This is a genomic window from Pantoea sp. FN0305, from assembly GCF_050113845.1.
GTDB lineage: Bacteria > Pseudomonadota > Gammaproteobacteria > Enterobacterales > Enterobacteriaceae > Mixta > Mixta alhagi.
Window position 1 is genome coordinate 24603 of sequence record NZ_JBNJSN010000011.1, and the last position, 25427, is coordinate 50029.

Below are 25427 nucleotides of genomic sequence, written 5' to 3' on the forward strand. Positions count from 1 at the left end.
GAAGCCGGTGATTTTCCAGATTTTCTTTAGCTGCGCTGACAATAACGTCTACCCTTATTCTGGGAAGAAACCAGATTATAAAGGGAGCCACGTAAGCTATGGTTGTGAACAGTATCGTTTATCGCAACGGAGAGCGGGGAGAAGTGATTGCTCCCGAAAATATCAGCGACATTATCAATGAGCCGGATGCGTTTATCTGGCTGGGGCTATACCAACCCGATCCGCCGTTTATGAAGCAGATGCAGGAAGAATTTGGCCTGCATGAACTGGCGATTGAGGATGCCCTTACCGCCCACCAGCGTCCCAAGATTGAACAGTATGGCGAATCGCTATTTATTGTGCTGAAAACGGCGCACCTGACCAAAGAGAACCGCATTGAATTTGGCGAAACCCACTTCTTTGTCAGCGAAAAATTCCTGATTACCGTGCGTCACGGGGCTTCAGACAGCTATGCGCCGATCCGCCTGCGCGCGGAAGAGCGTACCGAATTGTTAGGGAAAGGGGTCGGCTTTCCGCTTTACTGCATTTTTGACTTTATCGTGGATAACTATAGCAACATCACCGCCGCGCTCAGCGGGCGTATCAACGAGCTGGAGGGCGCGATGTTCCGCACCGAATTCGATCGCCGGTCAGTGCAGGAGGTCTATACGCTGCGACGTCAGCTGCTGGCACTGCGTAACGCAGCGATGCCGGTTGATGAGATATGCAACCAGCTGATTCGCCTGCATGAAAACATTATTCCTAAACCGCTGCGCGCCTATATCCGCGACGTGCAGGATCATGCGCATCACGTGGTCACCGATACCGATGATATGCGCGAAATTCTTACCAACGCCATGCATGTCAACCTGGCGCTGGTGACGGTACAGCAAAACGAAGTGGTGAAAAAGCTGGCGGGCTGGGGCGCAATCCTGGTGATCCCGACGGTGATTTTCAGTATGTATGGAATGAACTTTGAAAGTATGCCGGAGCTGCATTCGCCGTTTGGCTACCCGCTGGCGATTGGCGGTACGCTGGCGGCCTGTGGGGCGCTCTATCTACGTTTGAAACGCGCCCGCTGGCTGTAAAGCGGCCAGCGGACACGCGAAACATCGTGGCTTTGGCGAAACCGCGCATGGAATACCGTACGGGCACAACTGTTGCCCGTACGGTTACCCATTAGCTTTCTGTTTGCGATGAACGCAGTTTAAAGACCCCAACGCTTTCCAGCAGTTTTTCCGCCTGGTGCTGGAGCGACTGCGCCGCCGCCGTGGATTCCTGCGACAGCGAGGCGTTTTGCTGAGTCGCAGTATCCATCTGCGTGACTGCAAGGTTAACCTGATCGATGCCGGTACTCTGCTCTTCGCTGGCAGCCGAAACGCTTTCCATCAGTTCGCTAACGCGCTTCACGCCGGTAATAATCTCCGCCATGGTCTCGCCCGCGCTTTTCACCAGTTCGTTGCCTTCCTCTACACAGCTTACTGAGCGGTCGATCAGGCGGCGAATATCCTGCGCGGCGCTGGCTGAACGCTGCGCCAGCGCGCGCACTTCGGCGGCGACCACCGCAAAACCGCGTCCCTCTACCCCGGCTCGTGCCGCCTCTACTGCGGCGTTGAGCGCCAAAATATTGGTCTGGAAAGCGATGCCGTCGATAACGCTAATAATGTCGTTAATCTGCCGTGAAAACTGGTGGATTTCGCCCATCGTTTCCACCACTTTATCCACCATCTCGCCACCCTGCCCGGCCATTTTGCTGGTATCGCTGGCGATAGCGCTGGCGTGACCGGCGTTGCGGGCGTTGTTTTTCACCACCGATGTCAGCTCTTCCATCGAGGCGGCAGTCTGTTCCAGCGCGCTGGCCTGTGATTCGTTGCGTGAAGAGAGTTCACGGCTGCCGGTCGCGATCTGGATAGAAGCGGTCGCGATGGTTTCGGTGCCGTTGCGTACCCCAGCGACAATTGACGCCAGGTTATCATTCATCTCGCGCAGCGCCGTCATCAGCTCAGCGGTTTCATCCCGTCCCTGCGGAGTGATAACGGTTTGCAAATCACCGGACGCCACGGTACGCGCGACCGATACGGCAGCTTTCAACGGATGAGTAATGCTGCGTACCAGCCACCAGGTGATCAGGCTGCCTGCCAGCAATACCGCAATCATCGTGAGCCAGAGCAGGTTACGTGTCTGCTGGTATTGCGTCAGGCTGCGCTCTGACATCTGCTGATTCAGCAGTTGGGCATGCGCCAGGGTTCGCGTGACCACTTCGTCGATCATTTTGGTTGGTTCGCGATCGATGCCGGAAACCAGATGATCCACACGCTGGGCGCTGCTGGCATCTGAAACATCATATTGTTGCAGCGCATCGATATACTGCTGTTGCAGGCTGGCATGTAGCTGTAGCGTCTTCTGCACTACTTGCGGGTCCATACCGATCTCCTGCTGCAACGTTAACAGCTTTTGCAATAACCCCTGGGTTTGCTCGCTCTGCTTTAGAAACGCCGCACGATATTTATTGAATGTTTCTTCGCCCTGGGTGCCGCGCAGCAGAATATTTTTCCACTCCTGCACCTGCAGTTTGAACTGCACCTGGGCGTTACGCGCGGTATCGATACTTTCGGCCACTCGCATTTCGCTGGTCATGATTTCGTTGATCTTTTCCAGCCCCTCGGCATTAACGCTAATACCGCGCAGCCCGCAAAACAGCGTGGCCAGCAGCAATAATGTGGCAAGGAAACCGAGACGTTGCCCGATTTTGAACTGATTGAGTTTCATATTTTTCCCGTGGTGATAAAAAAACGCCTCCAGTGTGGTGCGTTCATGGGTTATCGACCGCGAGGCAACGGGGCTTTATGGCTAATGCAGAGAATAAGCGCGGAGAGCAAAAAAGAGTTTATCGGCTGACGCGCCCGCAGCATTAACGGAGAGTTTATACGGGCGCGGGGCCGACAGAATCACGGATGACCAGGGTTCCGGTTAAGCCCTGCTCTGGCGTAACAGGCGACAGGTTAAGAATGTGCTCTACCGCGCACTGGATCATTTGCTCAATTGGCGTATCCAGCGTGGTCAGCGCCGGAGAAAAATAGTGACCGATTATGGCATTATCAAACCCGGCGACGGAAATATCCTGCGGCACGCTTAGCCCACGATCTTTAATTGCCTTGATCGCGCCCAGCGCCATGTCATCGTTGGCGGCCAGTATCGCGGTAAAAGGCTCTGCGCTATCAATTAGCGTCAGCGCTGCCTGATAACCGCTTTCCATACTCCAGTCGCCCTGAGCAACTAGCGCGGCGCTGTGCGGGTTGACGTAATCCTGCCACGCCCGCTGACGCGCTTTATTGCTGGGAGACGGCATTTTGCCGCAAATATAAGCAATACGAGTGTGTCCCTGACTCAGCAGATATTCCATCATGATTTCACCGCCGCGATAGTGATCGATAAAAATATTGCGATCGGCACGCACGGTAAGCCGCTGGTTAAGGATCATTACCGGCACCGGACTTTCATTAATGATTTTTTCCAGCTGCGCCTGGGTGGTATGGCGGGCATAGACCATGATGCCGGCGCATTTCATTCGCACCAGAAAATCGATAGCGTTGATCTCTTCGTCAGCGGAATGTTTGCCATCAGCAAAAATAAGCCGGTGGTCATGCTGCTCGCAAAATTTCGCTGCGTTATAAACCAGCGTAGAGAAAAAGGGACCGTTATACACTTCGTTAGTGATTACCAGGCCAATCATGCTGCTTTTTTGCGTGGCCAGCTGCTGCGCCAGCAGATTGGGACGATAGCCCGTCTCGGCAATCGCTTTATACACCAGCGCTTTAACTTCCTCCCTGACGACGTTTTTACCATTTAGTACGCGCGATACCGTGGATTTGGATACCCCGGCACAGCGCGCAACGTCCAGCATTGTCACCATTACAGCCTCGCTTATAGAGAGAACGATCTCCTTTAACAGGAGCGGCTAAAACGGGCGCCAGTATAGCGTAAAGATCATCCGGTAGTAGTAAGTTGTCGGCGATAAAAAGGGTTCTGATGAACCCTTTAACTTATCGTTAGCTGAGCGCCATTACCGGTGCGCCGGAGACGATCGGGCCGTTATGGATATATTTGGTTAACTGATAATCTTCACCGTTGATAACCAGGAAAGGCGTGGTGATGTCATAGCCGGCGGCGATAATGTCCTGGCGTTGAAACCTGATCAGCGGCGTGCCTGCCGTGACCTTATCCCCAACGCTGACCAGCGTGGAAAAGTGCTGCCCGCCGAGCTTCACCGTATCCAGGCCAACATGTATCAGCAATTCCGCGCCGTTAGCGCACAGCAACCCTACAGCGTGATGGCTGTCGACGGTACTGGCCACCTCAGCATCGCAGGGCGCGACGATTGTCTCCTCTTCCGGCACGATGGCGATACCGTCGCCCAGCAGGCCACCGGAAAAAATTTCATCGCTAACTTCATTCAGCGGCAGCGCTTTGCCCGCCACGGGACTCATCAGCGTTAAGGCTGAAGTAACATTTGCAGAGGCGCGCTCTAAGGTCGCGGTCGCGGAAACAGCAGCCTGTGGGGCGGCAGCATTTTGAGAGGCGGTGTTGGAGGCAGCGGCAGAGGACGCTGGGCCCGACGCGGCGCGCGTCTCATCCGCTTTGGCTTCTGGCTCTTTAAAGCCCACCAGGAAAACCAGAATAAAGGTTACCGCCATTGTCACCAGCACGCCCGTAACTTCCCCGATAAAGGACATCGGATTTTCCGGGCTAATGGCGTTCACAATGGTTAACAGCCCCGGCAGACCGGCATAGGCGTAGTAATAGCTGCCGAACAGGCTGGTGACAATCGCCCCCACTGCGCCGCCGATACAGCCGCAAATAAAAGGCTTTTTCAGCTTCAGCGTTACGCCATAAATGGCAGGCTCGGTAATGCCGAACACGCCGGTCAGTCCGGCAGAGTAAGCCACGGTTTTAAAACCGCGTTGCCTGGCTTTCAGCGCGCAGGCGAAGGCGGCCGCCATCTGCCCGACCACGGCCATGGTCTGAAAAGCCTGAAATGAATCGCGTCCGTGCAGGTCAAAGTTGGCCATGACCACGGGCGTAATCCCCCAGTGGACGCCAAAGATCACGATAACCTGCCATACGCCGCCAATTACCGCCGCCGCCAGCGCGGGCGCGGTGTCAAACAGCCAGTTGTAGCCCCAGGCGATGCCATTGGCAAGACCAGAGGTCACCGGCCCAATCAGCACCAACGTCAGGGGAACCATAATCACCGCACAGATAAGCGGCGTAAACAGCGGGGCGATGACCTGCGGCAATGCGCGCTCAACAAAACGTTCCAGATAAGCAAGACCCAGCACCAGGAACAGCGGCGGCAAAACGGATGAGGTATAGACCGTTTCAGCCAGCGGCAAAGAGAAAAAGGTTACCGCATCGCCTTTAGCGATCTGCGCGGCTATTACCGCCCAGTCGGGATTGATCAGCGCACAGCAGCAGAACAGCGCAATAAACATATTGCACTTAAAGAATTTAGAGGCGGTAACGGCAATAAAGACCGGCAGGAAAGCAAAGGGCGTCCAGGAGATAAAGTTAAGCACGCTAAAGGCGCCGGTTTGCTGAAACGAGGGCAGAAACCAGTTAACGGTGATCAAAATTCCCTGCAAAATACCGGCTGCCGCCAGCACATAGATAATCGGCGCAAATACCGCAGACATGGTTGCGATCACCGTATCAAAAAAGCGCCTTTTCTCGCTGCTGTTTTGCAGCTTATCGGGATCAACGATGGCGGCAAGCGCATCATAAACATCCGCGACGTGCGTGCCAATAACCACCTGAAACTGGCCGCCGCTAAGCACTACGGTGATCACGCCGGGCAGCTGTTTAACCTTTTCAACCGCGCCGGCAGGCACCTCTTTTAACACCAGCCGCAGGCGCGTTGCGCAGCGGGTAAAGCCGATCAGGTTCGTTTCCCCTCCCGTCTCATTCAGAATCTCAGAGGCTAATTTAAAATAATCTCTTATTTTTCCCATGGTCATTCCCTGCTGCTCAATAGTTGAAACCGGTTTCATCCTGGCATTGAGACTATTTTCTGCAACCGGTTTCAAAAGGAACTGTGCATCGCATCGCAGTTTTCCTGCTGAGAGACAAAACAATCCGATCGCTGCGTTTTAGATCATAAACAGCAAAGCAAGGCGGCTACGGCGTTACAGGCGCACGTTGAAAACAAGGGATAAGAAGCAGAGCGGCGGGCGGGATTAGCCTTTTACTGCTGGCGTGCCACAGTTGGAAGCTGGTTAAGGGAAAGCCGAGCGGCCTTCCCTGGGAAATAGCCGATAACCGTTATTTCATACTGGCGTAAATGGTCTCGACGTTATGTTTAAATGCGGCTTCATAGGTGGGTGCCGGTCCTTTTTCATCACTGAGCGCCTCCGGATAAAGCTCGCCGCCCGGCTGCGCGCCGCTGGCCGCCGCAATCTGTTTCACCAGACGCGGATCGGTCTGATTCTCAATGAAATAGGTTTTAATCTTTTCCTGTTTAATCTGCTGGATCAGGCGGCCAACTTCGCTGGCGCTGGCTTCCGCTTCGGTGGAAAAGCCTACCGGTGACAGGAAATGCACGCCATATTCAGCGGCGAAATAACCAAACGCGTCGTGGCTGGTTAATACCTTACGCTTGCTTGCGGGTACGGCGGCAAAGGTCTCTTTGGCCCAGGCATCCAGCTTCTCCAGCTTTTGAATATAGGCATTGCCGCGCTGCTCAAAGTAGGCTTTATCCTGCGGATCGGCGGCAATCAACGCCTCCATCACGTTGCGCGCATAGACCGCGCCGTTTTTAGCGCTGTTCCAGGCGTGAGGATCGGTTACCTTTTGCCCCTCCTCCTCCATGCTACGAGTATGAATACCCTCAGAAGCGGTGATCACTTTACTCCTGTAGCCGGAAGCAGTGACCAGCCGATCCATCCAGCCTTCCAGCCCCAGCCCGCTGACAAACACCACATCAGCCTTATTCAGCGCCAGGCTATCTCTGGGCGATGGCTGAAACGCATGGGGATCGCCGTTGCGTCCCACCAGCGAAGTTACCGTCACATGTTCGCCGCCAACCTGCTGCACAATATCAGCCAGCACCGAAAAACTGGCGACGGCGGTGACCGTTTTTGCCAGCAGCGCCGGACTGACCATAAACAACGACAGCACAGAATATTTCCACAACACAGACTTCATGTTTTCCTCACCCTTTTACCCGGTTATAAGTTAATCGAAACAGACCTTTTTCCACGCCAAACAGCACCGAAATCAGGAAACCCAGACTGGCGGTTAAGACAATAGCTGGCCCAGCCGGTATCGACTGATACCAGGACCAGGTAAGCCCGATAAAGGAACTGGCCATGCCGATGAGCACCGCCAGCAGCAAAATAATTGGTAAGCGATTTGACCAGCAGCGCGCGGCGATGGCGGGCAGCATCATCAGCCCCACCGTCATTAGCGTGCCGAGGATCTGGAACCCGGCAACCAGATTCATCACCACCAGCGCCAGAAACAGCGCATGGATCAGCCGTGGAGTATGCTGACTGCGCACTTGCAAAAATGTCATATCAAAGGCTTCAGCGACGATCGCGCGGTAGCCCAACGCCAGCGTTAACAGTGTTAGCGTGGCGATAATGCCGATAAAGATCAGCGCCGTTCGATCCACCGCCAGCAGCGAGCCAAACAGCAGATGTAACAGATCGACGCCGCTACCGCGTAGTGAAACCAGCACCACCCCCAGCGCCAGCGATCCCAGATAGAACCCGGCGAAGCTGGAATCTTCACGTAGCGTGGTCACAGAACTTACCCAGCCCGCCAGCAGCGCCACCAGCAAACCGGCAATAAATCCCCCCGCTCCCATCGCCAACAGCGACATGCCGGAAAGCAGGTAGCCAACCGCCACGCCAGGTAAAACCGCATGCGAAAGCGCATCGCCAATCAGGCTCATGCGCCGCAGCAGCAAAAAGACACCCAGCGGCGTTACGCTTAACGATAAGGCCAGGCAGGCCACCAGCGAGCGGCGCATAAAGCCAAAAGCGGTAAAGGCCTCAAGGATATGTTGCGTCATAAACGTAGTCCCTGCCCCACCGCGCTGCGCACCAGCGAGAGCGGCCGCCCGGCGTTTTCCGGCATAATGTCAGCGGTTTTTCCCCAGTGGTAATGCCCGTCATGCAGATAGAGCAGTTGCGGAAAATGATGCTCCACCATGTGCTGGTTATGTAAAACGGTCAGGATGGTTTTGCCTTCCGCATGCAGCCTCTCGATAACCCGCAGCAGAAAAGTGCTGGTTTGACTGTCGATGCCGGTAAAAGGCTCATCCAGCAAGATCACTGACGCATCCTGCACCAGCATGCGTGCAAACAACATGCGCTGAAACTGGCCGCCGGAAAGCTGGCTAATTGCCCGTCCCGCCAGATCCAGCAGACCAACCTGCTCCAGCGCCGTCTCAATCCGCTCATGCAAGCTGCAGCCGATGCCCCTGAGCATGCCGTTTGCTGGCCAGCTTCCCATTGCCACCACCTCAATCACCCGCAGCGGAAAGTGATGGTCGATCTCACTTTGCTGCGGCAGCCAGGCGATCTGCCTGCCCTCTGGCTCAAAACGCACCGCCCCGCTGACCGGCGTGAGCAAACCGGCAATGGTTTTAAGCAGCGTGGACTTACCCGCGCCGTTAACGCCCATAATGGCCGTCAGGCTACCGCGCCGGAACTGTCCGCTAATCGGCTGGCTTAGCGCCTCTCCACGATAGCCTGTAACCAGTTTCTCCAGCGTAATCATGCGATGGCGTCCGCCCATTGAATGGCAGCCCACAGTACAGCCAGCAACAGGCTGATCCAGAGCGCCCGGATAAGCGCGGATTGGGCCAGTAAGGTAAAACCCATTCGCCTGCGGAAAGAGAAAGCTTCAAACATACGTTACTCAATATCAGTTAGTTACATGAGAAGACGCGCGCACTGCCTGCGGCATGACCACCTGTGTAGAACCATGTCAGCACAGGAAACGCGCGTTCCGGCCGTTGATTTAAATGTTATAACATAACATTATTGAATAACAAACAGGGGCGGAACGCACCATTTGTTACGGTTGATGATCAAAAACAGATGAGGGCAGGGAAACCAATAAACAGAGAAATCGGCGCAGCCATCGCTCGCTGCGCCTTAGGATATTAAGACAAGGTATGTTCGGTTCGGGCGATAATATCATCCTGCGCATCCGGAGAGAGCGCGGTAAAGAAAGCCGAATAGCCTGCAACCCTGACCACTAAATCACGATATTGATCGGGATGCTTTTTCGCTTCGATCAGCGTTTCTCGGGACACGATGTTGTACTGAATATGCCAGCCTTTATGATCTTCAAAGAAGGTGCGCAGCAGCGCCATCAGCTTCTGGCGATCGTTATTGTTTTCCAGCGTCGCCGGATTCAGTTTCTGGTTAAGCAGCACGCCGCCCAGAATAGAGCCGGTTGGCAGCTTGCCGACCGAGCCGATAACGGCGGTTGGCCCCAGATGATCGGTGCCGGAAGCCGGGCTTGCACCCTCCGCCAGCGGCGTTTTCGCCTTACGGCCGTCGGGCGTGGCCATGGTCTGCGCGCCAAACGGCACATTCGCTGAAATAGACGAGGTGCCGGCATAATAGTTGCCGCCCACCGGGCCACGACCATAGCGCGGGTTATGATAATTTTTAAGTTCGTCGATATAGGTCTGATAGGCGCGTACCAGCAGCGCATCGACACTGTCATCATCGTTGCCATATTTTGGCGCGCCGTTAATCAGGCGCTGACGCAGCTGCTCATGCGTTAAGCCGTCAAAGTCGCTGGCCAGCGCCTCCGCCAGCTGCTGCTGACCGATCATGCCCTGTTCAAACACCAGTTTTTTCACCGCCGTCAGGCTGTTGCCGAGGTTAGCGATCCCCACCTGCAGGCCCGATACCCAGTCATATTTTGCCCCGCCCTGCTTGATGCTTTTGGCGCGTTCGATGCAGTCATCCACCAGCGCCGAGCAGAGAATATCGTGAGCGTTCTCTTCCAGCACGGTATCCACCACATATTCGATCTCGATCGATTTGCGGGTGTAGTAACGGATCTGGTTGTCCCAGCACGTCAGCACCTCATCAAAGCTGTTGAAATTGCCTTTTGACAAGGCTTGCTCCTGCGGCTGAAAGACTTTCCCGCTGGTGGCGTCGCGTCCACCCTCCAGCGCCGCCAGCATTACGCGTGCGAAGTTAATAAAGCTCATGCCAGTGCAGCGATAGCCCCACTTACCGCCCACTGCGGTTTCAATACAGCCGATAGCAGCATACTGATAAGCATCTTCCGCCGAGATACCTAACTTGATAAATTCCGGAATAACGATTTCATCGTTGTTAAAAGCGGGCATGCCAAAGCCGCAGCGGATCACCTGCACGCAGGCATCGAGGAAATCATCGCTGATCCCTGCGTGATAACGCACGCTCAGGTTGGGCTGGGTAGAGCGCAGGCGACCGCAGGATTCCAGAATCGCATAAGAGAGCGGATTAACCGCATCCACGCCCTGGCCATCAATCAGGTTCTGACCGCCGATGGTGACATTCTGATAGAGCGGGCTGCCCGCCGAAGCTTTTGAATGCGAGCCGGAGCGAATTTTATTGACCTCCAGCAGTTTAAGCCAGCAGCTGTGCAGCAGCTCAATTGCCTGTTCGCGACCCAGCGTTTGCTCCAGTTCGACATCGCGCCGGTAGAATGGATAGAGATATTGATCCATCCGGCCAAACGATACCGAGTGGCCATTGGATTCAATTTGCAGGATCAGCTGAATAAAATAGCAAAGCTGTAACGCCTGCCAGAAATTCTGCGGCGGCTGGTGGGCGATCACTTCACAGTTTTCGGCAATACGCAGCAGCTCCGCTTTACGCGCACCGCGCTTTTCCTGCGCTGCCATCTGGTTCGCCAGCTCAGCGAAGCGTTTGATATGGTCGCTAACGCTTTCCAGCACAATAGCGATCGCTTTCAGGAACTGTTCACCATGCAGATCTTCCAGCACGGTAAGATCAAGGCGGCCACGGCGTTCCGCCACCTTGTCGCGCAGACCATCCAGCCCTTTCTCCAGCAGCAGCGGGAAGTTTACCGCCAGATGCGCATCGCCGGAGGTCATGTTTCCTTCTGCTTTGATAATGCCGGTGGCAAGCAGCGCCTGCTGTTCATGGGTAAACATGCCGTAGCAGCGATCCTGCACTGTCTGCCCGCGCCACCACGGACACACCTCATGCAGCACGCGCTTGTTCTCTTCAGAGACGGAGAAACCCGCGCCGGGACGATCGGCAAGATCGTCGATCTCTTTTTCGATCCAGCTTACGGTATATTCCGGGAAGATCGGCGCGGCGCGGACTTCACTCGCCTGATTCCCCACGATCATTTCATCATGCTTAATCCAGATGGTACGGTGCGCCAGATGATGCGCCAGGGCCAGCGCCCGACGCACCGGTACCGGCTTATCCATATTTTCCTGATAAATTTTGGTGTAGTGCTGCGCACGCTCAGTGCAGACGGGCGGCTTAACAATATGGATTAAGGCTTGTTTATGGGCCTTGATACGTTCGCTCAGGGTATCGAGTTTCAGGGTAGTCATGTTCTTATCCTCTTAATGTCGCTGTCAGGCCTTTTTGTTTTGCGTATGTCTCAGCAAAAGTTAATAGCGCCGGGCAATCCAGCGGTTTATCCGGCGCCAGATAGGGCTGATGAAGCAGGGCATATTTGTTCATGCCCAGAGTGTGGTAAGGCAGAAAATGAATCTCTTTAACGCCAAGCTCATCGGCAGCGAAGTTAACAATGTCGGTAACCGCGCCCGGGTTGGCGTTAAATTCCGGGATCAGCGGTACCCGGATAGTGATATTTTTCCCTGCCGCCGCCAGACGGCGCAGGTTGTCCAGCACGCGTTTCGCCGAGCCGTCGGTCCACTGCTTAAAGGTGCGTTCATCAACATGCTTGAGATCGGCCAGGAAGAGATCGATATGCGGCAGCGAGGGTTCGACATAGCGCCAGGGCACATGCAGGCAGGTTTCTACCGCAGTGTGGATCCCCTCCTGCTGACACTGACGGAACAATGTGGCCGCCAGTTGCGGATTCATAAAGGGTTCGCCGCCAGAGAGCGTGACGCCGCCCTGACTGCGTTGGTAAAAGGCCCGATCGCGCCTGACCACGGCCATAATCTCTGCGGCATCTTTCTCTTCGCCGCATACGGTCAGCGCCAGCGTAGGACAGCAATTTTCCAGCGCGGCGATATGGTCAGGTTCGATTTTTTCACGCAGGATAATCAGGCCATTTAAGGTCTTCTGAATCACCGCTGGCGCGGCCTGCTGACACAGATCGCACTCTGCCAGACAGAGCCGGGCATCATATAGCAGATCTTTCTGGCGGGAACGGCTCTCGGGATTCTGACACCAGCGACAGCCCAGCGAACAGCCTTTTAAAAACACCACGGTGCGAATACCTGGACCATCATGGGTGGAATAGCGCTGGATATTAAAAATCATAAAGCCCCCTTTTACGATTGAAGATTTAATAACTTTCGAAAGAAAGTCATGTTGACTTCAGTCAATAAAAAAGCGCGCGCTGAGGATATACTCAGCGAAACTTGCTAAGCATCACGATTTATTAAGGAACCCTTTATGGAACTCTATCTCGATACCTCTGATGTCGTGGCCGTGAGACGCCTGGCGGAGATCTTCCCGCTGGCTGGCGTGACCACTAATCCCAGCATTATCGCCAGCGGTAAAAGGCCGCTTGAAGTGGTGCTGCCTGAACTCCAGCAAGTGCTGGGCGGAAAAGGTCGGCTGTTTGCGCAGGTGATGGCAAGAGACGCTGAACAGATGGTGGAGGAAGCCAGAAAACTGCGCGCCATTATCCCTGATCTGGTGGTTAAGGTTCCGGTAACGGCCCAGGGACTGGCAGCGATTAAGCTGCTGAAACAGCAAGGCATTCCAACGCTGGGCACGGCGGTTTACGGCGCGGCGCAGGGTTTGCTGGCGGCGCTGGCCGGTGCGGAATATATCGCACCCTATGTGAACAGGATTGATGCGCAGGGCGGCAATGGCATCCAGACGGTAAAAGAGTTACAGCAGTTACTCACACTGCATGCGCCAGAAACAAAAGTGCTGGCGGCCAGCTTTAAAACGCCGCGCCAGGCGCTGGATTGTCTGCTGACGGGCTGTGAATCTATTACGCTGCCGCTGGATGTTGCAGAGCAGATGATCGCCATGCCAGCGGTAAGCGCCGCCGTAGAAAAATTTGAGCAGGACTGGTTAGCCGCATTTGGCGCGCCTGGTTTCTAAATAATTAAATAATAAAAGATTATTCGTGCGGCGGTCTCCCTTCCGTTGGTGTCGATAGCCGCATATCTTCGAATGAAAGCCAAAAAAATGCTAAACAACGCTTAGCTTCACATATTTGTGTTATCAACTCTGCTACATTTTCTTTACTTTCGAATGAAAGTAAAAAACCTTCATTCAGCCATACACCTGACCCTGAGCAGCGGAGACGATGATGAATACATCCTTTACTTCAGTAACCCTACCTGAAGATTACAAACAGAATATCGTGGCAATGAAACGCATTCTGCGTGAACAGATCGGTGATGTTGAAGGACTCTTTCGCCAGGTGTGCGATAAAATAGAGGCTGAGCTTGCCGCAGCGCGCGCTGAAGAACAAGCTAACGGCAGCGCCTGGCCGGAAGTTAACTATACCGATCTGGCGGCGGGCAATATTAGCGAACAGCAGATTGCACATATCAAGCGCCGTGGCTGCCTGGTAGTGCGACAAACCTTCAGCCGGGATCATGCGCTGGCAATGGATCAATCGATGCTTGGCTATCTGGATGAGAACCAGTTTGATGAGGTTTATCGCGGGCCAGGCGATAATTTCTTTGGTTCGCTGGAAGCTTCGCGCCCGGAAATTTACCCTATCTACTGGTCAAAAGCGCAAATGGAAGCGCGCCAGAGTCAGCAAATGGCCACCACGCAAACATTCCTTAACTGTCTGTGGACCTTTCAGCATGCTGACGGCGACGGGTTCAACCCGGAAGTAAACATCATTTATCCCGACCGTATTCGCCGCCGTCTGCCGGGTACTACCTCGAAAGGGCTTGGCGCGCATACCGATTCCGGCGCGCTGGAACGCTGGCTGCTGCCCGCCTATCAGAAAGTATTTAGCAAAATATTCACTAACCGCTTTGCGGAATATGATCCGTGGGATGCGGCTTATCGCCCGGAGGTTAATGAATATGACGTGGATAACACCACCAAATGCTCAGCGTTTCGTACTTTCCAGGGCTGGACGGCGCTGTCGGATATGATTGCCGGACAGGGCCTGCTGCATGTGGTACCGGTGCCGGAAGCGATGGCCTATGTATTACTGCGCCCTTTACTGGATGATGTGCCTGAAGATGAACTGTGCGGCGTTGCGCCAGGCAGAGTGCTGCCGGTATCGGAGAAGTGGCATCCTCATCTGATCGCCGGGCTGTGCAGCATCCCGACGCTGCAGGCAGGAGATTCAGTATGGTGGCACTGCGACGTGATTCATTCCGTGGCGCCGGTTGAAAACCAGCAGGGCTGGGGCAACGTAATGTATATTCCGGCCGCGCCGGCGTGCGCGAAAAACCTTGCTTATGCGCACAGCGTACGCGCCGCGCTGGAAAAAGGCGCGTCGCCGGCAGATTTTCCGCGTGAAGATTATGAGCAGACATGGCAAAACCGCTTTCAGCTAAGCGATCTTAATGCCAATGGCCGTCGCGCCCTGGGCATGGAATAGCGTCACGCTGTACTGCTGGCTTTTGATGCACCAACGACCTGAAAATTGATAACACGCTTAACGCGCAGGGGATCCAGCTCAAATGTGATCCCTCTGCGCTTTTGATATACTTCCTTCCCCGCAACAGATGGCGAGACGTTAGATGAACGCAAGGCAATTACAGATTATTCAGCTGGTTAATGAGCGAGGAAGCGTCAGCGTCAGCGAACTGTCCCGTATTACCAAAGTTTCAGAGGTTACCGTTCGTCAGGATTTAAATACGCTGGAAAAAAACAGCTATCTGAAACGCGTTCATGGCTCTGCCGTGTCGATGGAAAGCGATAGTATTGCGGCCAGGATGCAGTCGCGCTTTCCACTGAAACAAAGCCTGGCGCAATATGCCGCCTCTCAGGTTAACGCCGGTGAATCAGTATTTATTGAAGGGGGCAGCACTAATGCCCTGCTTGCCCGCTATCTTGCTAACGACGACAGCATCACCATTGTCACGGTCAGCCATTACATTGCCGGTTTATTAAAAGATTCGCGCTGTGAAGTGATTGTGCTGGGCGGCCTTTATCAGAAAAGCAGCGAATCGGTTGTCGGCCCGTTAACGCGTAGCTGTATTCATCAGGTCCATTTTCAGAAAGCCTTTATCGGTATTGATGGCTGGCATCCCGATACCGGTTTTACCGGCAAAAATATGCTACGTAGCGATATTGTGAATGCCGTCATGGCAAAAGATATTGAAACCTTCGCCTTAACCGACGCCTCTAAATTTGGCCTGATCCATCCCTATCCTCTCGCCCCGGAAAAACCCTTCCGCCATGTTATAAGCGATCCGGGTTTATCGTCTGAATATCAGCAGATGCTGGAGCGGCAATCTATCCATGTGCATTTGGTAAAAGAGCAAACCGAGGCGGTATGAGGATTGTTTTACCCCATATAATACCCGCCTTATAACTGAATAACGCTCTCTTTATATAGCCGCGCCCCGAAAGGCGCGGCGGGTTGCTTTTATTCACTTAAGCGCTGCGCGGTGTGGCAAAAAAGGCTTTTTAGACAGCGCGCGCTATAGCGCGTCTGGCAGGCTAATGACCCACAGTTCATTTTCGCTTTCTGGCTTATTCAGTGGCCGCACGGCAATTTTGGTTTTTACCACTTCACCGTCGACCAACAGATGCCCTTTGCCGTCAGCGGTGTAATCATCCATTTTATCCTTGCCGGATAGCGCGTCGGTCAGCTCAGTGCGCACGCCAAAATCATTGTCGTTTATCACCGCCAGCGTTTTGTTATCGATCAGCGCCAGGCCTTCAACTTTCTCCTGCTGCCAGCCCAACGCACGCAGATCCACCACCAGTTGTTTACTGGCGAGAACGATACCGCGTGATTTCAGCGCCGCCTCATCATCAAACTCCGGCGGCTGTTTGTCGAACGAGGTCAGATCGCTGGCTTTGCTGAGATCCACTAAATAGATGCGGTTACGCATGTTTTTTTCTTTATCTTTGCCCTGTTCAATCAGCAGTAGGCGGTGATTATCCAGCGCGACGATATCGCCTACTTTGGCATCTTTGGCTTTTTTATAAGCCTCAATATCAATGGGGTAACCGTAGCTGGCGGTTTTACCTGTCGCTGGATCGAAGCTCACTAAACGGGTAAAGCGGGCGCTGTTTTTGCTTTTGCCGTCAATATCCAGCGTGCTTTGCACCGCAGCGATAATCCGGCCATCCGGCATGCGCGTCAGCCCCTCGAACCCACGGTTGGGCTGACGCCATTTCACAATATTCGGCAGCCCACCGGCGACGCTCTGCTCGCTGGACTCCGCCTGCGGGCCATACTTCTGCAAAATTTTGCCGTCGGCGCTGATGTGAGCGATAAACGGACCATACTCATCACAAATCCAGTAGCCGCCGTTGCCATCTGAGGTAATGCCTTCCGTATCCAGCCCGCGCTTGTCGCTGCCAAGTAATTGCAACGACTCGCTCAGCGCCGCTTCGTTAGTGGCACCGATAAAACCTTCCGGCAGCGGCAGCCCGGAAATATTGCCCTGTTCGTCATGCAGAGGATGGGCATCAATGGCTTCCGCCTTATTATTGCCAACCCTGATTGTCATCAGCAGCGGCGTATAGTCCGGATTAACGAAAATTTTAGACTCGCGCTTGCCGGTTTTAGGCGCATCCGCATTGGGACCGCGATCGGTCAGGGTCGTGAACAGCAGATCGTCGCCCTCTTTACGCAGAAAATGCAGGCCAGAGCCAACCCCCACCGGCAGGCCGTCAGGAAACGCACTGGCTGACGCACCCTGATACGCTACGCGGTCGCCCTGCGGGAAGCTCACCACGTAACGTTCAATTTGCGGCTGCGCCGCGCTGGCATATAACGGAAACAGAGAGGCACACAGCAAGGCAAGAGATTTAATTTTCATCAGCTTACATCCATAATGGGAAAGAGCCTGTTATAAGAGTAATTGATGAAGGATTTATGACAACGTTGGGTTGCCAACCGCTCCAGCTTTATGCCTTTCCCTACATTGCAAAAACACTGAATAGCGCATTTTATTAAAATTCACTTGCTACCAGAAATCTAAGTTTGAATTCATTTTCAGCCCTTCGCTCGCCTGGCCGTGCATTGACCGCGAATACGTTTTTGACGATCGCTGGTCATCAGATTATCCACTTATCAAAGCGCTTATTCCTCCGCGGGCTGGCTGTTTTATATTGACGACAGCGGTGAACTGGTTTGTCGCTCGCCCTTTGATTTTGAATATGGCGGCGCGCAGGACATTATTCGTGAATATAAAAGGTCCGTCGCCCGGCGAGGCTACAGTAACCGAGGCGGAAAACCACACTCTACCATTTTGCCAGCCGGGATAACGCAGCCCGCTCCGCTCAGCCCGATCAACAGCAAAGCCGCCGGACGGCTACTGGCGGCCGGAGGGATATATAACGGCAATCCTGAAGATTTCAGAAAAACCGCTGAACAACTGGGAAGCAATGCGCCTGCCGGTTATGAACAAATGATGTCTGACCGGGCCAAAGGTTTACTGACTGCTGGCACCTCAATCGCGGCTGGCTTAACCCTGGGAAGGATAAATATCGGGACCGGAAAAAGTGCGATAGAATTGGCGACAGTGGAGGCTGTGGCCGCAAAGGAGATAACAATATCGCCTGATTGCAAAGAGATAAATAAGAAGTATGCAGGTAAAAAAGGGGAGTAATGGGGGTAAGTGAGGAAGATGGCATATTATATGGATATTCAATAAAGCCTTATAATGAAGAATACCTTTTATATTTTGATAAAGATGAAGTTATTGCGACGGGAAGGCAGCTTACACAGGACAATTTCTATTAATTAACAATTAAACCCGGTTTCCTTACCGGGTGGTAATCTATTTTAACAAAACAACTTTAGTTTAGTTCTGTATAAAATAATCAAGGCCGCGCTTTCCTGCCACAGCTAACCGCAATAACGCAGCCAGGGTTATAGCGTTTAACTATGATGATTTTATAGATGTTATAGCGAAGGCAAAAACCCACCTGCTAAAACCTGAACCATTGAAATAGCAAACCCACAGCAGCCAGCCAATCAGCCAGCCAGCCAACCAGCCAACCAGCCAGCCAGCCAGCCAGCCAGCCAGCCAGGATTTTATCTGCGATGCAGAGATGACTAAAGGCTGGAAAAACCGGCGCGTTAACACCGGTTTGTAGGAGTATTGCCCGTTACGCGGTGGTTACCGGTTTCTGTTGATGCTTAACCTGCGCATTTTCCAGCATACGACGCACCGGAACAATCAGTAAGAACAGCACGGCAGCACAGATCAGCAGCGCGACAGAACAACGCGCAAAGAGATTGGGCAGCATATCCAGCTGATCCGCCTTAACATGACCGCCAATCAGGCCTGCCGCCAGGTTACCCAAGGCACTGGCACAGAACCACAGCCCCATCATCTGACCACGCATTCTTTCCGGCGCGAGCAGCGTCATGGTCGCCAGACCAATCGGGCTCAGACACAGCTCGCCAAGCGTCAACATCAGGATACTGCCCACCAGCCACAGCGGCGATACGCCTGCCCCGCCGTTATTCAGCACATCCTGCGCCGCCAGCATCATCAGGCCAAAACCGGCGGCAGCACATAAAATGCCGATAACAAATTTGGTAATGCTGCTCGGACGGATGTTTTTTTGCGCCAGCATCGGCCACGCCCAGCTGAATACCGGCGCCAGCAGAATGATAAACAGCGCATTAATCGACTGGAACCATACGGCAGGGATTTCGAAATCACCGATCATTCGGTTGGTGTAGTCATTAGCGAACAGATTGAATGAGGTCGGTTTCTGCTCGAATGCAGACCAGAAGAAAGCGGCGGAAACCAGCAGAATAAAACAGACCAACAGCCTGGCGCGCTCTTTTCGGTTCAGGCCAGCAAACATGAACAGATAGATAAAGTAGAGCACCACCGAAGCCGCAATCACATAGACCAGCATGCTGGCAACCGCTACGGGGTTAATCACAATCACGCCCATTGCGATCAGCGTCGTAATGACCGCTACGCCTGCCGCCAGAGCCAGCAGCCAGGCACCCACGCCCTGCTTTTTCGCCACCGGATTGTTCCAGGTGGAATCCAGCCCCACTTCGCTGTCATAACGTTTCATTGCCGGAACAGCGAACATGCGGAAAATAACCAACGCCACCAGCATTCCGATGCCGCCAATGCCAAAGCCCCAGTGCCAGCCGTGGGATTTGATTAACCAGCCGGAGATCAACGGCGCAATGAACGAGCCCATGTTGATGCCCATATAGAACAGCGAGAAGCCGCCGTCGCGACGCGCATCGCCTTTTTTATACAGCGTGCCCACCATCACAGAGATACAGGTTTTGAACAGGCCGGACCCCAGTACGATAAACATCAGGCCGATAAAAAACAGATTGTCACCCATCACGGCGGAGAGCGCGATTGAGAGGTGACCAAGCGCAATCAGAATTGAGCCGTACCAGACCGCTCTCTGCTGACCAAGCCAGTTATCTGCCAGCCAGCCTCCCGGCAGCGCAGCAAGGTACATACTACCGGCAAAAATACCCACGATTGCCGACGCATTTTCACGCGCCAGCCCCATTCCACCCTCGTAGACAGCAGACGCCATAAACAGGATCAGTAACGGACGAATGCCGTAAAACGAGAAACGTTCCCACATTTCAGTGAAGAACAGCGAGCCCAGCGGATAAGGATGACCGAAGAAGGTCCGGCTTTCATTTTTATGAACAGAGGAACGCATAAATTCTCCCAAAAGGTGTGTCACAGTGCCCGTACGCGCTGAATGCACGTCGACCATCTGGCTGTCAGGTCGTGTTTTAACATTTCATAAAACAGTATTTAACCGCTTAACAACGGGATGCTAGTTTTTTCTAGTGTTATCTTCAAAACTTAAAGTTGAAAAGTCGACAAGCGTCTACTTTATCAGATTTTATGTCGGTAAAAACGGGATAATCGTTGACACCATGTCAGATTAGGCTCAATGAAGCATTATTGTTTTTAAACATGGGCTTAAAGAGCGTTTAGCGATTCTGTATGTGTAGTGAGACGCGAAAGATCTATCTATAAATAAAGAACAGGGTTTGGGGAAAAGGGATGAGCGGTAAAAACAGGAGAAAATCAGGTGGATGTTTAAAGCCGACAACATCACTGTTGTCGGCTTTTTTTTATTGCTGCAGCAATCAGGCGTTCTGCAACTGCTGCCCACAGGCTATCACGCTCGCCAGCAGAACTTTCACGTCCTCCAGGCAAACGGTTGGATTGAGCAACGTCATTTTCAGGCAGGTAACACCGTCAGCTTCCGTTACGCCAACGTTGGCGCTGCCGGAGGCCAGCAACGCATCACCGATACGCTGATTCAACAACGCAACGTCTGCGGTATTGCTGTTTTCCGCACGGAAACGGAACAGGACGCTGGCCAGTTGCGGCTGCATTACCAGCTCCAGCTGCGGTTGCTCAGCAACATACTGTGCCACCTGCTGCGCCAGCGTCACGCCATTATCGATGATTTCGGCGTACTGCTTTTTACCCAGCGCTTCCAGGCCCATCCACAATTTCAGGGCATCGAAACGACGCGTGGTTTGCAGCGACTTCGACACCAGGTTTGGCACGCCATGCTCTTCATCAAAGTCAGAGTTCAGGTACGCCGCCTGGTAACGCATTAGCTGATAATGATGCGCATCTTTCAGCAGGAACGCACCACAGCTGATGGTCTGGAAGAACTGCTTGTGGAAGTCAAGCGTGACGGAGTCTGCGAGTTCCAGGCCATTCAGGAAGTGGCGATACTTCTCAGACAGCAGCAGCGCGCCGCCCCATGCCGCATCCACATGCACCCAAATCTGCTGTTCAGCCGCCAGCGCAGCAATTTCAGCTAACGGATCGATCGCGCCTGCATCGGTAGTCCCGGCAGTTGCGACAATAGCCATCACCTGCTCGCCTCTGGCTTTCGCCTGCGCCAGCTTCTCTGCCAGATCGTTAAGATCCATACGCGAGAATTCATCGGTTTTCACCAGCGTTACGGACCGGTAACCCAGCCCCATCAGCGCCATGTTCTTCTGCACAGAGAAGTGAGCATTTTCAGAGCATAACACTTTGATTTTACTCAGATCACCGGTCAGACCGTTCAGCTGAACGGAGTGGCCCTGGCGAGCGAAAAAGGCATCGCGCGCCAGCATCAGGCCCATCAGGTTGCTTTGTGTACCGCCGCTGGTGAACACACCAGCATCGCCTGCCGGGTAACCGACCTGGTCACGCAGCCACTCGATCAGCTTCATCTCGATGATGGTCGCCGACGGGCTCTGGTCCCAGGAGTCCATGCTCTGGTTAGTGGCGTTGATCAGCACTTCCGCAGCCTGACTAATCACCAGGCTCGGGCAATGCAGATGCGCCACACACTGCGGATGGTGCACGGACAGGCTGTCTTTGAGGAAATACTCAACGGCGCGCTCAATGGCGGCCTGGTTGCCCAGGCCCTGAGAATTAAACTCTAAATTGATACGCTCACGTAATTCCCCGACGGTTTTGCCCTGGTACATTTCAGGCTGCTTGAGCCATTGCACAACCGCTTTTGTGCTCTGTTCAATCGCTTCCTGATAGGCGGCAATACTCTGCGCGGAACCAGACAGAATCGGATTTAAATCAGACATTCGTTCATTTGCTCCGATTAAACAGGCTTTACGCCAGCGCCCAGCAGCGCGGTTTCAAACTTATCGAGGAAAATCTCCAGCTCGGCATTGCTGATAAGCAGCGACGGCAGCAGACGCAGTACGCAACCGCCACGGCCGCCGCGCTCGAGGATCAGGCCCGCTTCGAAACATTTCTTCTGCAACAGCGCGCTGAGTTCGCCGTCCGCCGGGTAACAACCCATGTGATCCTGCGCTTCATGCGGTTTAACGATCTCAATACCAATCATTAAGCCCAGACCGCGTACGTGACCGATAACCGGGTAACGTTTTTGCATTTCAGCCAGTTTGCCTTTCAGCCACTCGCCCTTCTCAGCGACTTTATCGGCAATGCGCTCTTCTTTCAGGATCTTAAGCGTGGTGAGGCCGGTCGCCATCGCCAGCTGGTTGCCACGGAACGTACCGGTGTGATGACCAGGCGCCCAGGCGTCAAACTGTTTTTTAATGCCCAGCACAGCCAGCGGTAAACCGCCGCCTACCGCTTTAGACATCACGATGATGTCCGGTTCGATACCAGCATGTTCGAAGGCGAACAACTTGCCGGTACGGGCAAAGCCCGCCTGTACTTCGTCAAGAATCAGCAGAATGCCATGTTCCTGGGTTACTTTACGGATGCGCTGCAGCCACTCGACCGGTGCCGGGTTAACGCCACCTTCGCCCTGCACGGCTTCCAGGATAACGGCAGCAGGTTTACGCACGCCGCTTTCAACGTCGTTGATCAGGTTTTCAAAGTAGTAGGTCAGCGCTTTCACACCGGCTTCGCCACCGATGCCTAACGGGCAACGGTACTGGTGCGGGTAAGGCATAAACTGTACTTCCGGCATCATGCCGTTAACCGCTTCTTTCGGCGACAGGTTACCGGTCACGGAGAGCGCGCCATGCGTCATACCGTGATAACCGCCGGAGAAGCTGATCACGCCAGAACGCCCGGTCACTTTTTTAGCCAGCTTCAGTGCCGCTTCAACGGCATCCGCGCCGGAAGGCCCGGTGAATTGCAGGCAATACTCTTTCCCCTGACCCGGCAACAAAGAGAGCAGATAAGCGGAGAACTCATCTTTTAATGGCGTGGTCAGGTCAAGCGTATGTAACGGTAAGCCGCTGGTAATGACGCTTTGGATGCTTTGAATCACATCAGGATGATTATGGCCCAGCGCCAGCGTTCCTGCGCCCGCAAGACAGTCAAGATATTGTTTATTTTCAACATCGGTTAACCATACGCCCTGCGCTTTAGCAATCGCTAACGGCAATTTACGTGGATAGCTTCTGACGTTGGATTCAAACTCAGCTTGTCTGGCTAAAAAGGTTTCATTGCTTTGCGGTAATGAATTAGCATTCAAAGAATCAATACGGACTTTATCCGTCATCATATCTCTCCTACAACCTGGGGTCGTTTTAACACCGGGTTGGATAAAGGTTTAAGGGGGGTAAAAAAAACGCGGCTAATATATGTTTTTTCAGCAGCGTTCTCAATCTTATATTTTGTGTGGGCTTTTTATATCATTTGCTTTAAAAATCAATGGGAAAGCTTATTTTTGAACGGGATTCGCTCAGTATAAATTGTAACCAGGTCTGTGTAAGCCTATTATTGGCTGCATTGTATACAACGCTATATCTTTAACATTTATGGCCTTTTATGTTGCCACAATGTTATTAACGGAAAATCCTGCCCGCAAAGCGCAAAAAAAATAGTGATACTTTCCATCCACTTACTATAAATGTTAAGGAAAATATCGATTCAGCGGATTTATTCACTTACTATGCCCGCCTTAAAAATCCTAAAACGAAAAAAAGGAAATAACTATTTAACCATTAATGCGCATCATACCCGGTAACCCGTGAGTGGCAATACAGGTTATCGACAGCAGGAGCAGAATCCTGAGTTTTAAACAGAAATGTTCGCGGGCGGACATTTCGTAAGGCGAAGAGCACTTCCCTTATGCCGAGAATGAAAATTTTCATGCCATATGATTATGGCGCCCTGATATGAGATTGTTATGACTCGCATTTATCCACACATCATCGTTGCCAAATTTGGCGGAACCAGCGTTGCTGACTTTGACGCGATGAGCCGTAGCGCTACCCTCGTCCTTGCTGATAAAAACGTTCGTCTGGTTGTATTGTCTGCTTCTGCAGGCGTCACTAATTTGTTGGTTGGCCTTGCTTCCGGTCTGGAAAGCAGCCTTCGGCTGGACAAAATTGAAACCCTGCGCGCCCTGCAATACAACATTATTTCACGCCTGAAACAGCCAGAAGCTGTTAGTCAGCAGATTGATCATCTGCTGGACAATATTAGCCGCCTGGCTGAAATAGCTGTCGATTCCCGTTCAGCCGCGCTGTGCGATGAGTTAGTTAGCCATGGGGAGCTGATGTCTTCCCTGTTGTTTGTGGAAGTATTGCGTGAACAGGGTGTGGAAACGCAATGGTTTGATGCCCGCAAAGTTATTCGCACAGATGATACGTTTGGCTGTGCGGCACCGGCGATAAACGCGATCGCAGATCTGTCAGAAAAACATTTACGCCCGCGTATTGAACAGGCGCTGGTTGTGACACAGGGCTTCATCGGCAGCGATACGGCAGAGCAAACCACTACACTCGGTCGCGGCGGCAGTGATTATACCGCTTCCCTGCTGGCAGAGGCGCTACAGGCCTCACGTGTGGATATCTGGACCGATGTCGCTGGGATCTATACCACCGATCCCCGGATCGTCGCCCAGGCGAAGCGTATTGATAACATCTCGTTCTCTGAAGCCAGCGAAATGGCGACCTTTGGAGCCAAAGTGCTGCATCCGGCAACGCTGCTGCCTGCAATACGCAAAAACATTCCGGTTTTTGTTGGCGCCAGCAACAATCCATCAGCGGGCGGAACGCTGGTTTGCCGCGATGTGCCGGAGCCAGCGCGTTATCGCGCCCTGGCCGTGCGCCGCCAGCAGACGCTGTTGAAATTATCCAGCATTAATGCGCAACCCACCCACCGCTTTTTAGCTGAAATATTTGGGATTTTGTCGCGTCACGACATAGCGACCGATCTGGTGACCATCTCGGAAAAGAGTATCGCACTGATCCTCAATGCCACCAGTTCAACGTCAGGTGAGGCGGATATGCTGCCCGCTACGCTGCTTAGCGAGCTGTCGCCGCACTGCCATGTCGAAATCGAGTCCGGTTTGGCGCTCGTCTCGCTGATTGGCAACGCACTCTCTCAGGCCACTGCGGTGTGCAAAGAGGTTTTTGCTGAACTGGAAAAACACCCGGTTCGCATGATCTGCCACGGCGCGTCCAGCCATACTCTTTGTTTCCTGCTTCCGGCGGAATTCGCAGACAGCGCGGTCAAAGCGTTACACCGGGGTCTGTTAGAATAACGCTGCCCGACTCGCACAAAGCCCGATAGCACGGGCAACATAGTGGGCGCATGGGATGAAACGACTCCCCATGCGCCGCTATATTGATAAACTACTTTGATTCATGAACTTATCGCGGTGCGA

The 25427-nt window shown here is 53.3% G+C and carries 17 protein-coding genes; 5 read left to right on the forward strand and 12 right to left on the reverse strand.

Annotated elements, in window-relative coordinates; translation table 11 throughout:
- Positions 1 to 98 precede the first annotated feature (98 nt).
- A complete protein-coding gene (locus ACQE3Y_RS18425) occupies positions 99 to 1067 on the forward strand; it encodes a magnesium and cobalt transport protein CorA (RefSeq protein ID WP_426982222.1) in 969 nt (322 codons plus the stop codon).
- Positions 1068 to 1158: 91 nt separating this feature from the next.
- On the opposite strand, the gene ACQE3Y_RS18430 is transcribed toward ACQE3Y_RS18425, so the two are convergent.
- From ACQE3Y_RS18430 to ACQE3Y_RS18465, 8 genes are all read right to left on the reverse strand, one after another.
- Positions 1159 to 2748, reverse strand: coding sequence for a methyl-accepting chemotaxis protein (locus ACQE3Y_RS18430; protein ID WP_426982223.1), 1590 nt, complete (start codon positions 2746 to 2748; stop codon positions 1159 to 1161).
- Between the two features lie 154 nt (positions 2749 to 2902).
- On the reverse strand, positions 2903 to 3892 hold the full coding sequence (locus ACQE3Y_RS18435; RefSeq protein WP_426982224.1) for a LacI family DNA-binding transcriptional regulator: 990 nt from the start codon (positions 3890 to 3892) through the stop codon (positions 2903 to 2905).
- 136 nt (positions 3893 to 4028) lie between these two features.
- Entirely contained in the window at positions 4029 to 5987 is a 1959-nt protein-coding gene (locus ACQE3Y_RS18440) for a glucose PTS transporter subunit IIA (protein WP_426982225.1), read from the reverse strand.
- A gap of 310 nt (positions 5988 to 6297) precedes the next feature.
- Entirely contained in the window at positions 6298 to 7179 is an 882-nt protein-coding gene (locus ACQE3Y_RS18445) for a metal ABC transporter substrate-binding protein (protein WP_426974686.1), read from the reverse strand.
- Between the two features lie 7 nt (positions 7180 to 7186).
- Positions 7187 to 8050, reverse strand: coding sequence for a metal ABC transporter permease (locus tag ACQE3Y_RS18450; protein WP_426974687.1), 864 nt, complete (start codon positions 8048 to 8050; stop codon positions 7187 to 7189).
- Positions 8047 to 8793, reverse strand: coding sequence for a metal ABC transporter ATP-binding protein (locus ACQE3Y_RS18455; RefSeq protein WP_426982226.1), 747 nt, complete (start codon positions 8791 to 8793; stop codon positions 8047 to 8049). The genes ACQE3Y_RS18450 and ACQE3Y_RS18455 overlap by 4 nt, the downstream gene beginning before the upstream one ends.
- A 355-nt stretch (positions 8794 to 9148) precedes the next feature.
- Positions 9149 to 11584, reverse strand: a complete 2436-nt coding sequence (locus ACQE3Y_RS18460; RefSeq protein WP_426982227.1) for a formate C-acetyltransferase/glycerol dehydratase family glycyl radical enzyme — start codon at positions 11582 to 11584, stop codon at positions 9149 to 9151.
- Between the two features lie 4 nt (positions 11585 to 11588).
- Positions 11589 to 12488 (reverse strand): glycyl-radical enzyme activating protein, encoded by a 900-nt coding sequence (locus ACQE3Y_RS18465; RefSeq protein ID WP_426982228.1) that lies wholly within the window; start codon positions 12486 to 12488, stop codon positions 11589 to 11591.
- 135 nt (positions 12489 to 12623) lie between these two features.
- Between ACQE3Y_RS18465 and fsa the strand changes: the two genes are divergently transcribed.
- The 3 genes from fsa to ACQE3Y_RS18480 all read left to right on the forward strand — a co-directional run bounded on the left by fsa (position 12624) and on the right by ACQE3Y_RS18480 (position 15664).
- A complete protein-coding gene (gene fsa, locus ACQE3Y_RS18470; protein ID WP_426982229.1) occupies positions 12624 to 13286 on the forward strand; it encodes a fructose-6-phosphate aldolase in 663 nt (220 codons plus the stop codon).
- A 211-nt stretch (positions 13287 to 13497) separates the two neighbouring features.
- Complete coding sequence (locus ACQE3Y_RS18475; RefSeq protein WP_426982264.1) at positions 13498 to 14760, forward strand: DUF1479 domain-containing protein; 1263 nt, start codon at positions 13498 to 13500, stop codon at positions 14758 to 14760.
- A gap of 142 nt (positions 14761 to 14902) precedes the next feature.
- Positions 14903 to 15664 carry a DNA-binding transcriptional regulator YciT gene (locus ACQE3Y_RS18480; protein WP_426974691.1) on the forward strand — a complete coding sequence of 254 codons (762 nt, stop codon included), beginning with the start codon at positions 14903 to 14905 and terminating at the stop codon, positions 15662 to 15664.
- 144 nt (positions 15665 to 15808) lie between these two features.
- Here the strand turns inward: ACQE3Y_RS18480 and ACQE3Y_RS18485 are convergent, their stop codons facing one another.
- The 4 genes from ACQE3Y_RS18485 to ACQE3Y_RS18500 all read right to left on the reverse strand — a co-directional run bounded on the left by ACQE3Y_RS18485 (position 15809) and on the right by ACQE3Y_RS18500 (position 23315).
- The gene (locus ACQE3Y_RS18485; RefSeq protein WP_426982230.1) at positions 15809 to 17161 is read right to left on the reverse strand and encodes an esterase-like activity of phytase family protein; all 1353 of its coding nucleotides are present in this window, start codon (positions 17159 to 17161) and stop codon (positions 15809 to 15811) included.
- Between the two features lie 1294 nt (positions 17162 to 18455).
- Positions 18456 to 20009: a peptide MFS transporter gene (locus ACQE3Y_RS18490; protein WP_426974693.1), complete on the reverse strand. Its 1554-nt coding sequence runs from the start codon at positions 20007 to 20009 to the stop codon at positions 18456 to 18458.
- 439 nt (positions 20010 to 20448) lie between these two features.
- Positions 20449 to 21912 carry a pyridoxal phosphate-dependent decarboxylase family protein gene (locus ACQE3Y_RS18495; protein ID WP_426982231.1) on the reverse strand — a complete coding sequence of 488 codons (1464 nt, stop codon included), beginning with the start codon at positions 21910 to 21912 and terminating at the stop codon, positions 20449 to 20451.
- Between the two features lie 17 nt (positions 21913 to 21929).
- On the reverse strand, positions 21930 to 23315 hold the full coding sequence (locus ACQE3Y_RS18500; RefSeq protein ID WP_250651962.1) for a diaminobutyrate--2-oxoglutarate transaminase: 1386 nt from the start codon (positions 23313 to 23315) through the stop codon (positions 21930 to 21932).
- A 627-nt stretch (positions 23316 to 23942) separates the two neighbouring features.
- Between ACQE3Y_RS18500 and lysC the strand changes: the two genes are divergently transcribed.
- A complete protein-coding gene (gene lysC / locus ACQE3Y_RS18505) occupies positions 23943 to 25304 on the forward strand; it encodes a lysine-sensitive aspartokinase 3 (protein ID WP_426974696.1) in 1362 nt (453 codons plus the stop codon).
- The last annotated feature ends 123 nt before the right edge of the window (positions 25305 to 25427 follow it).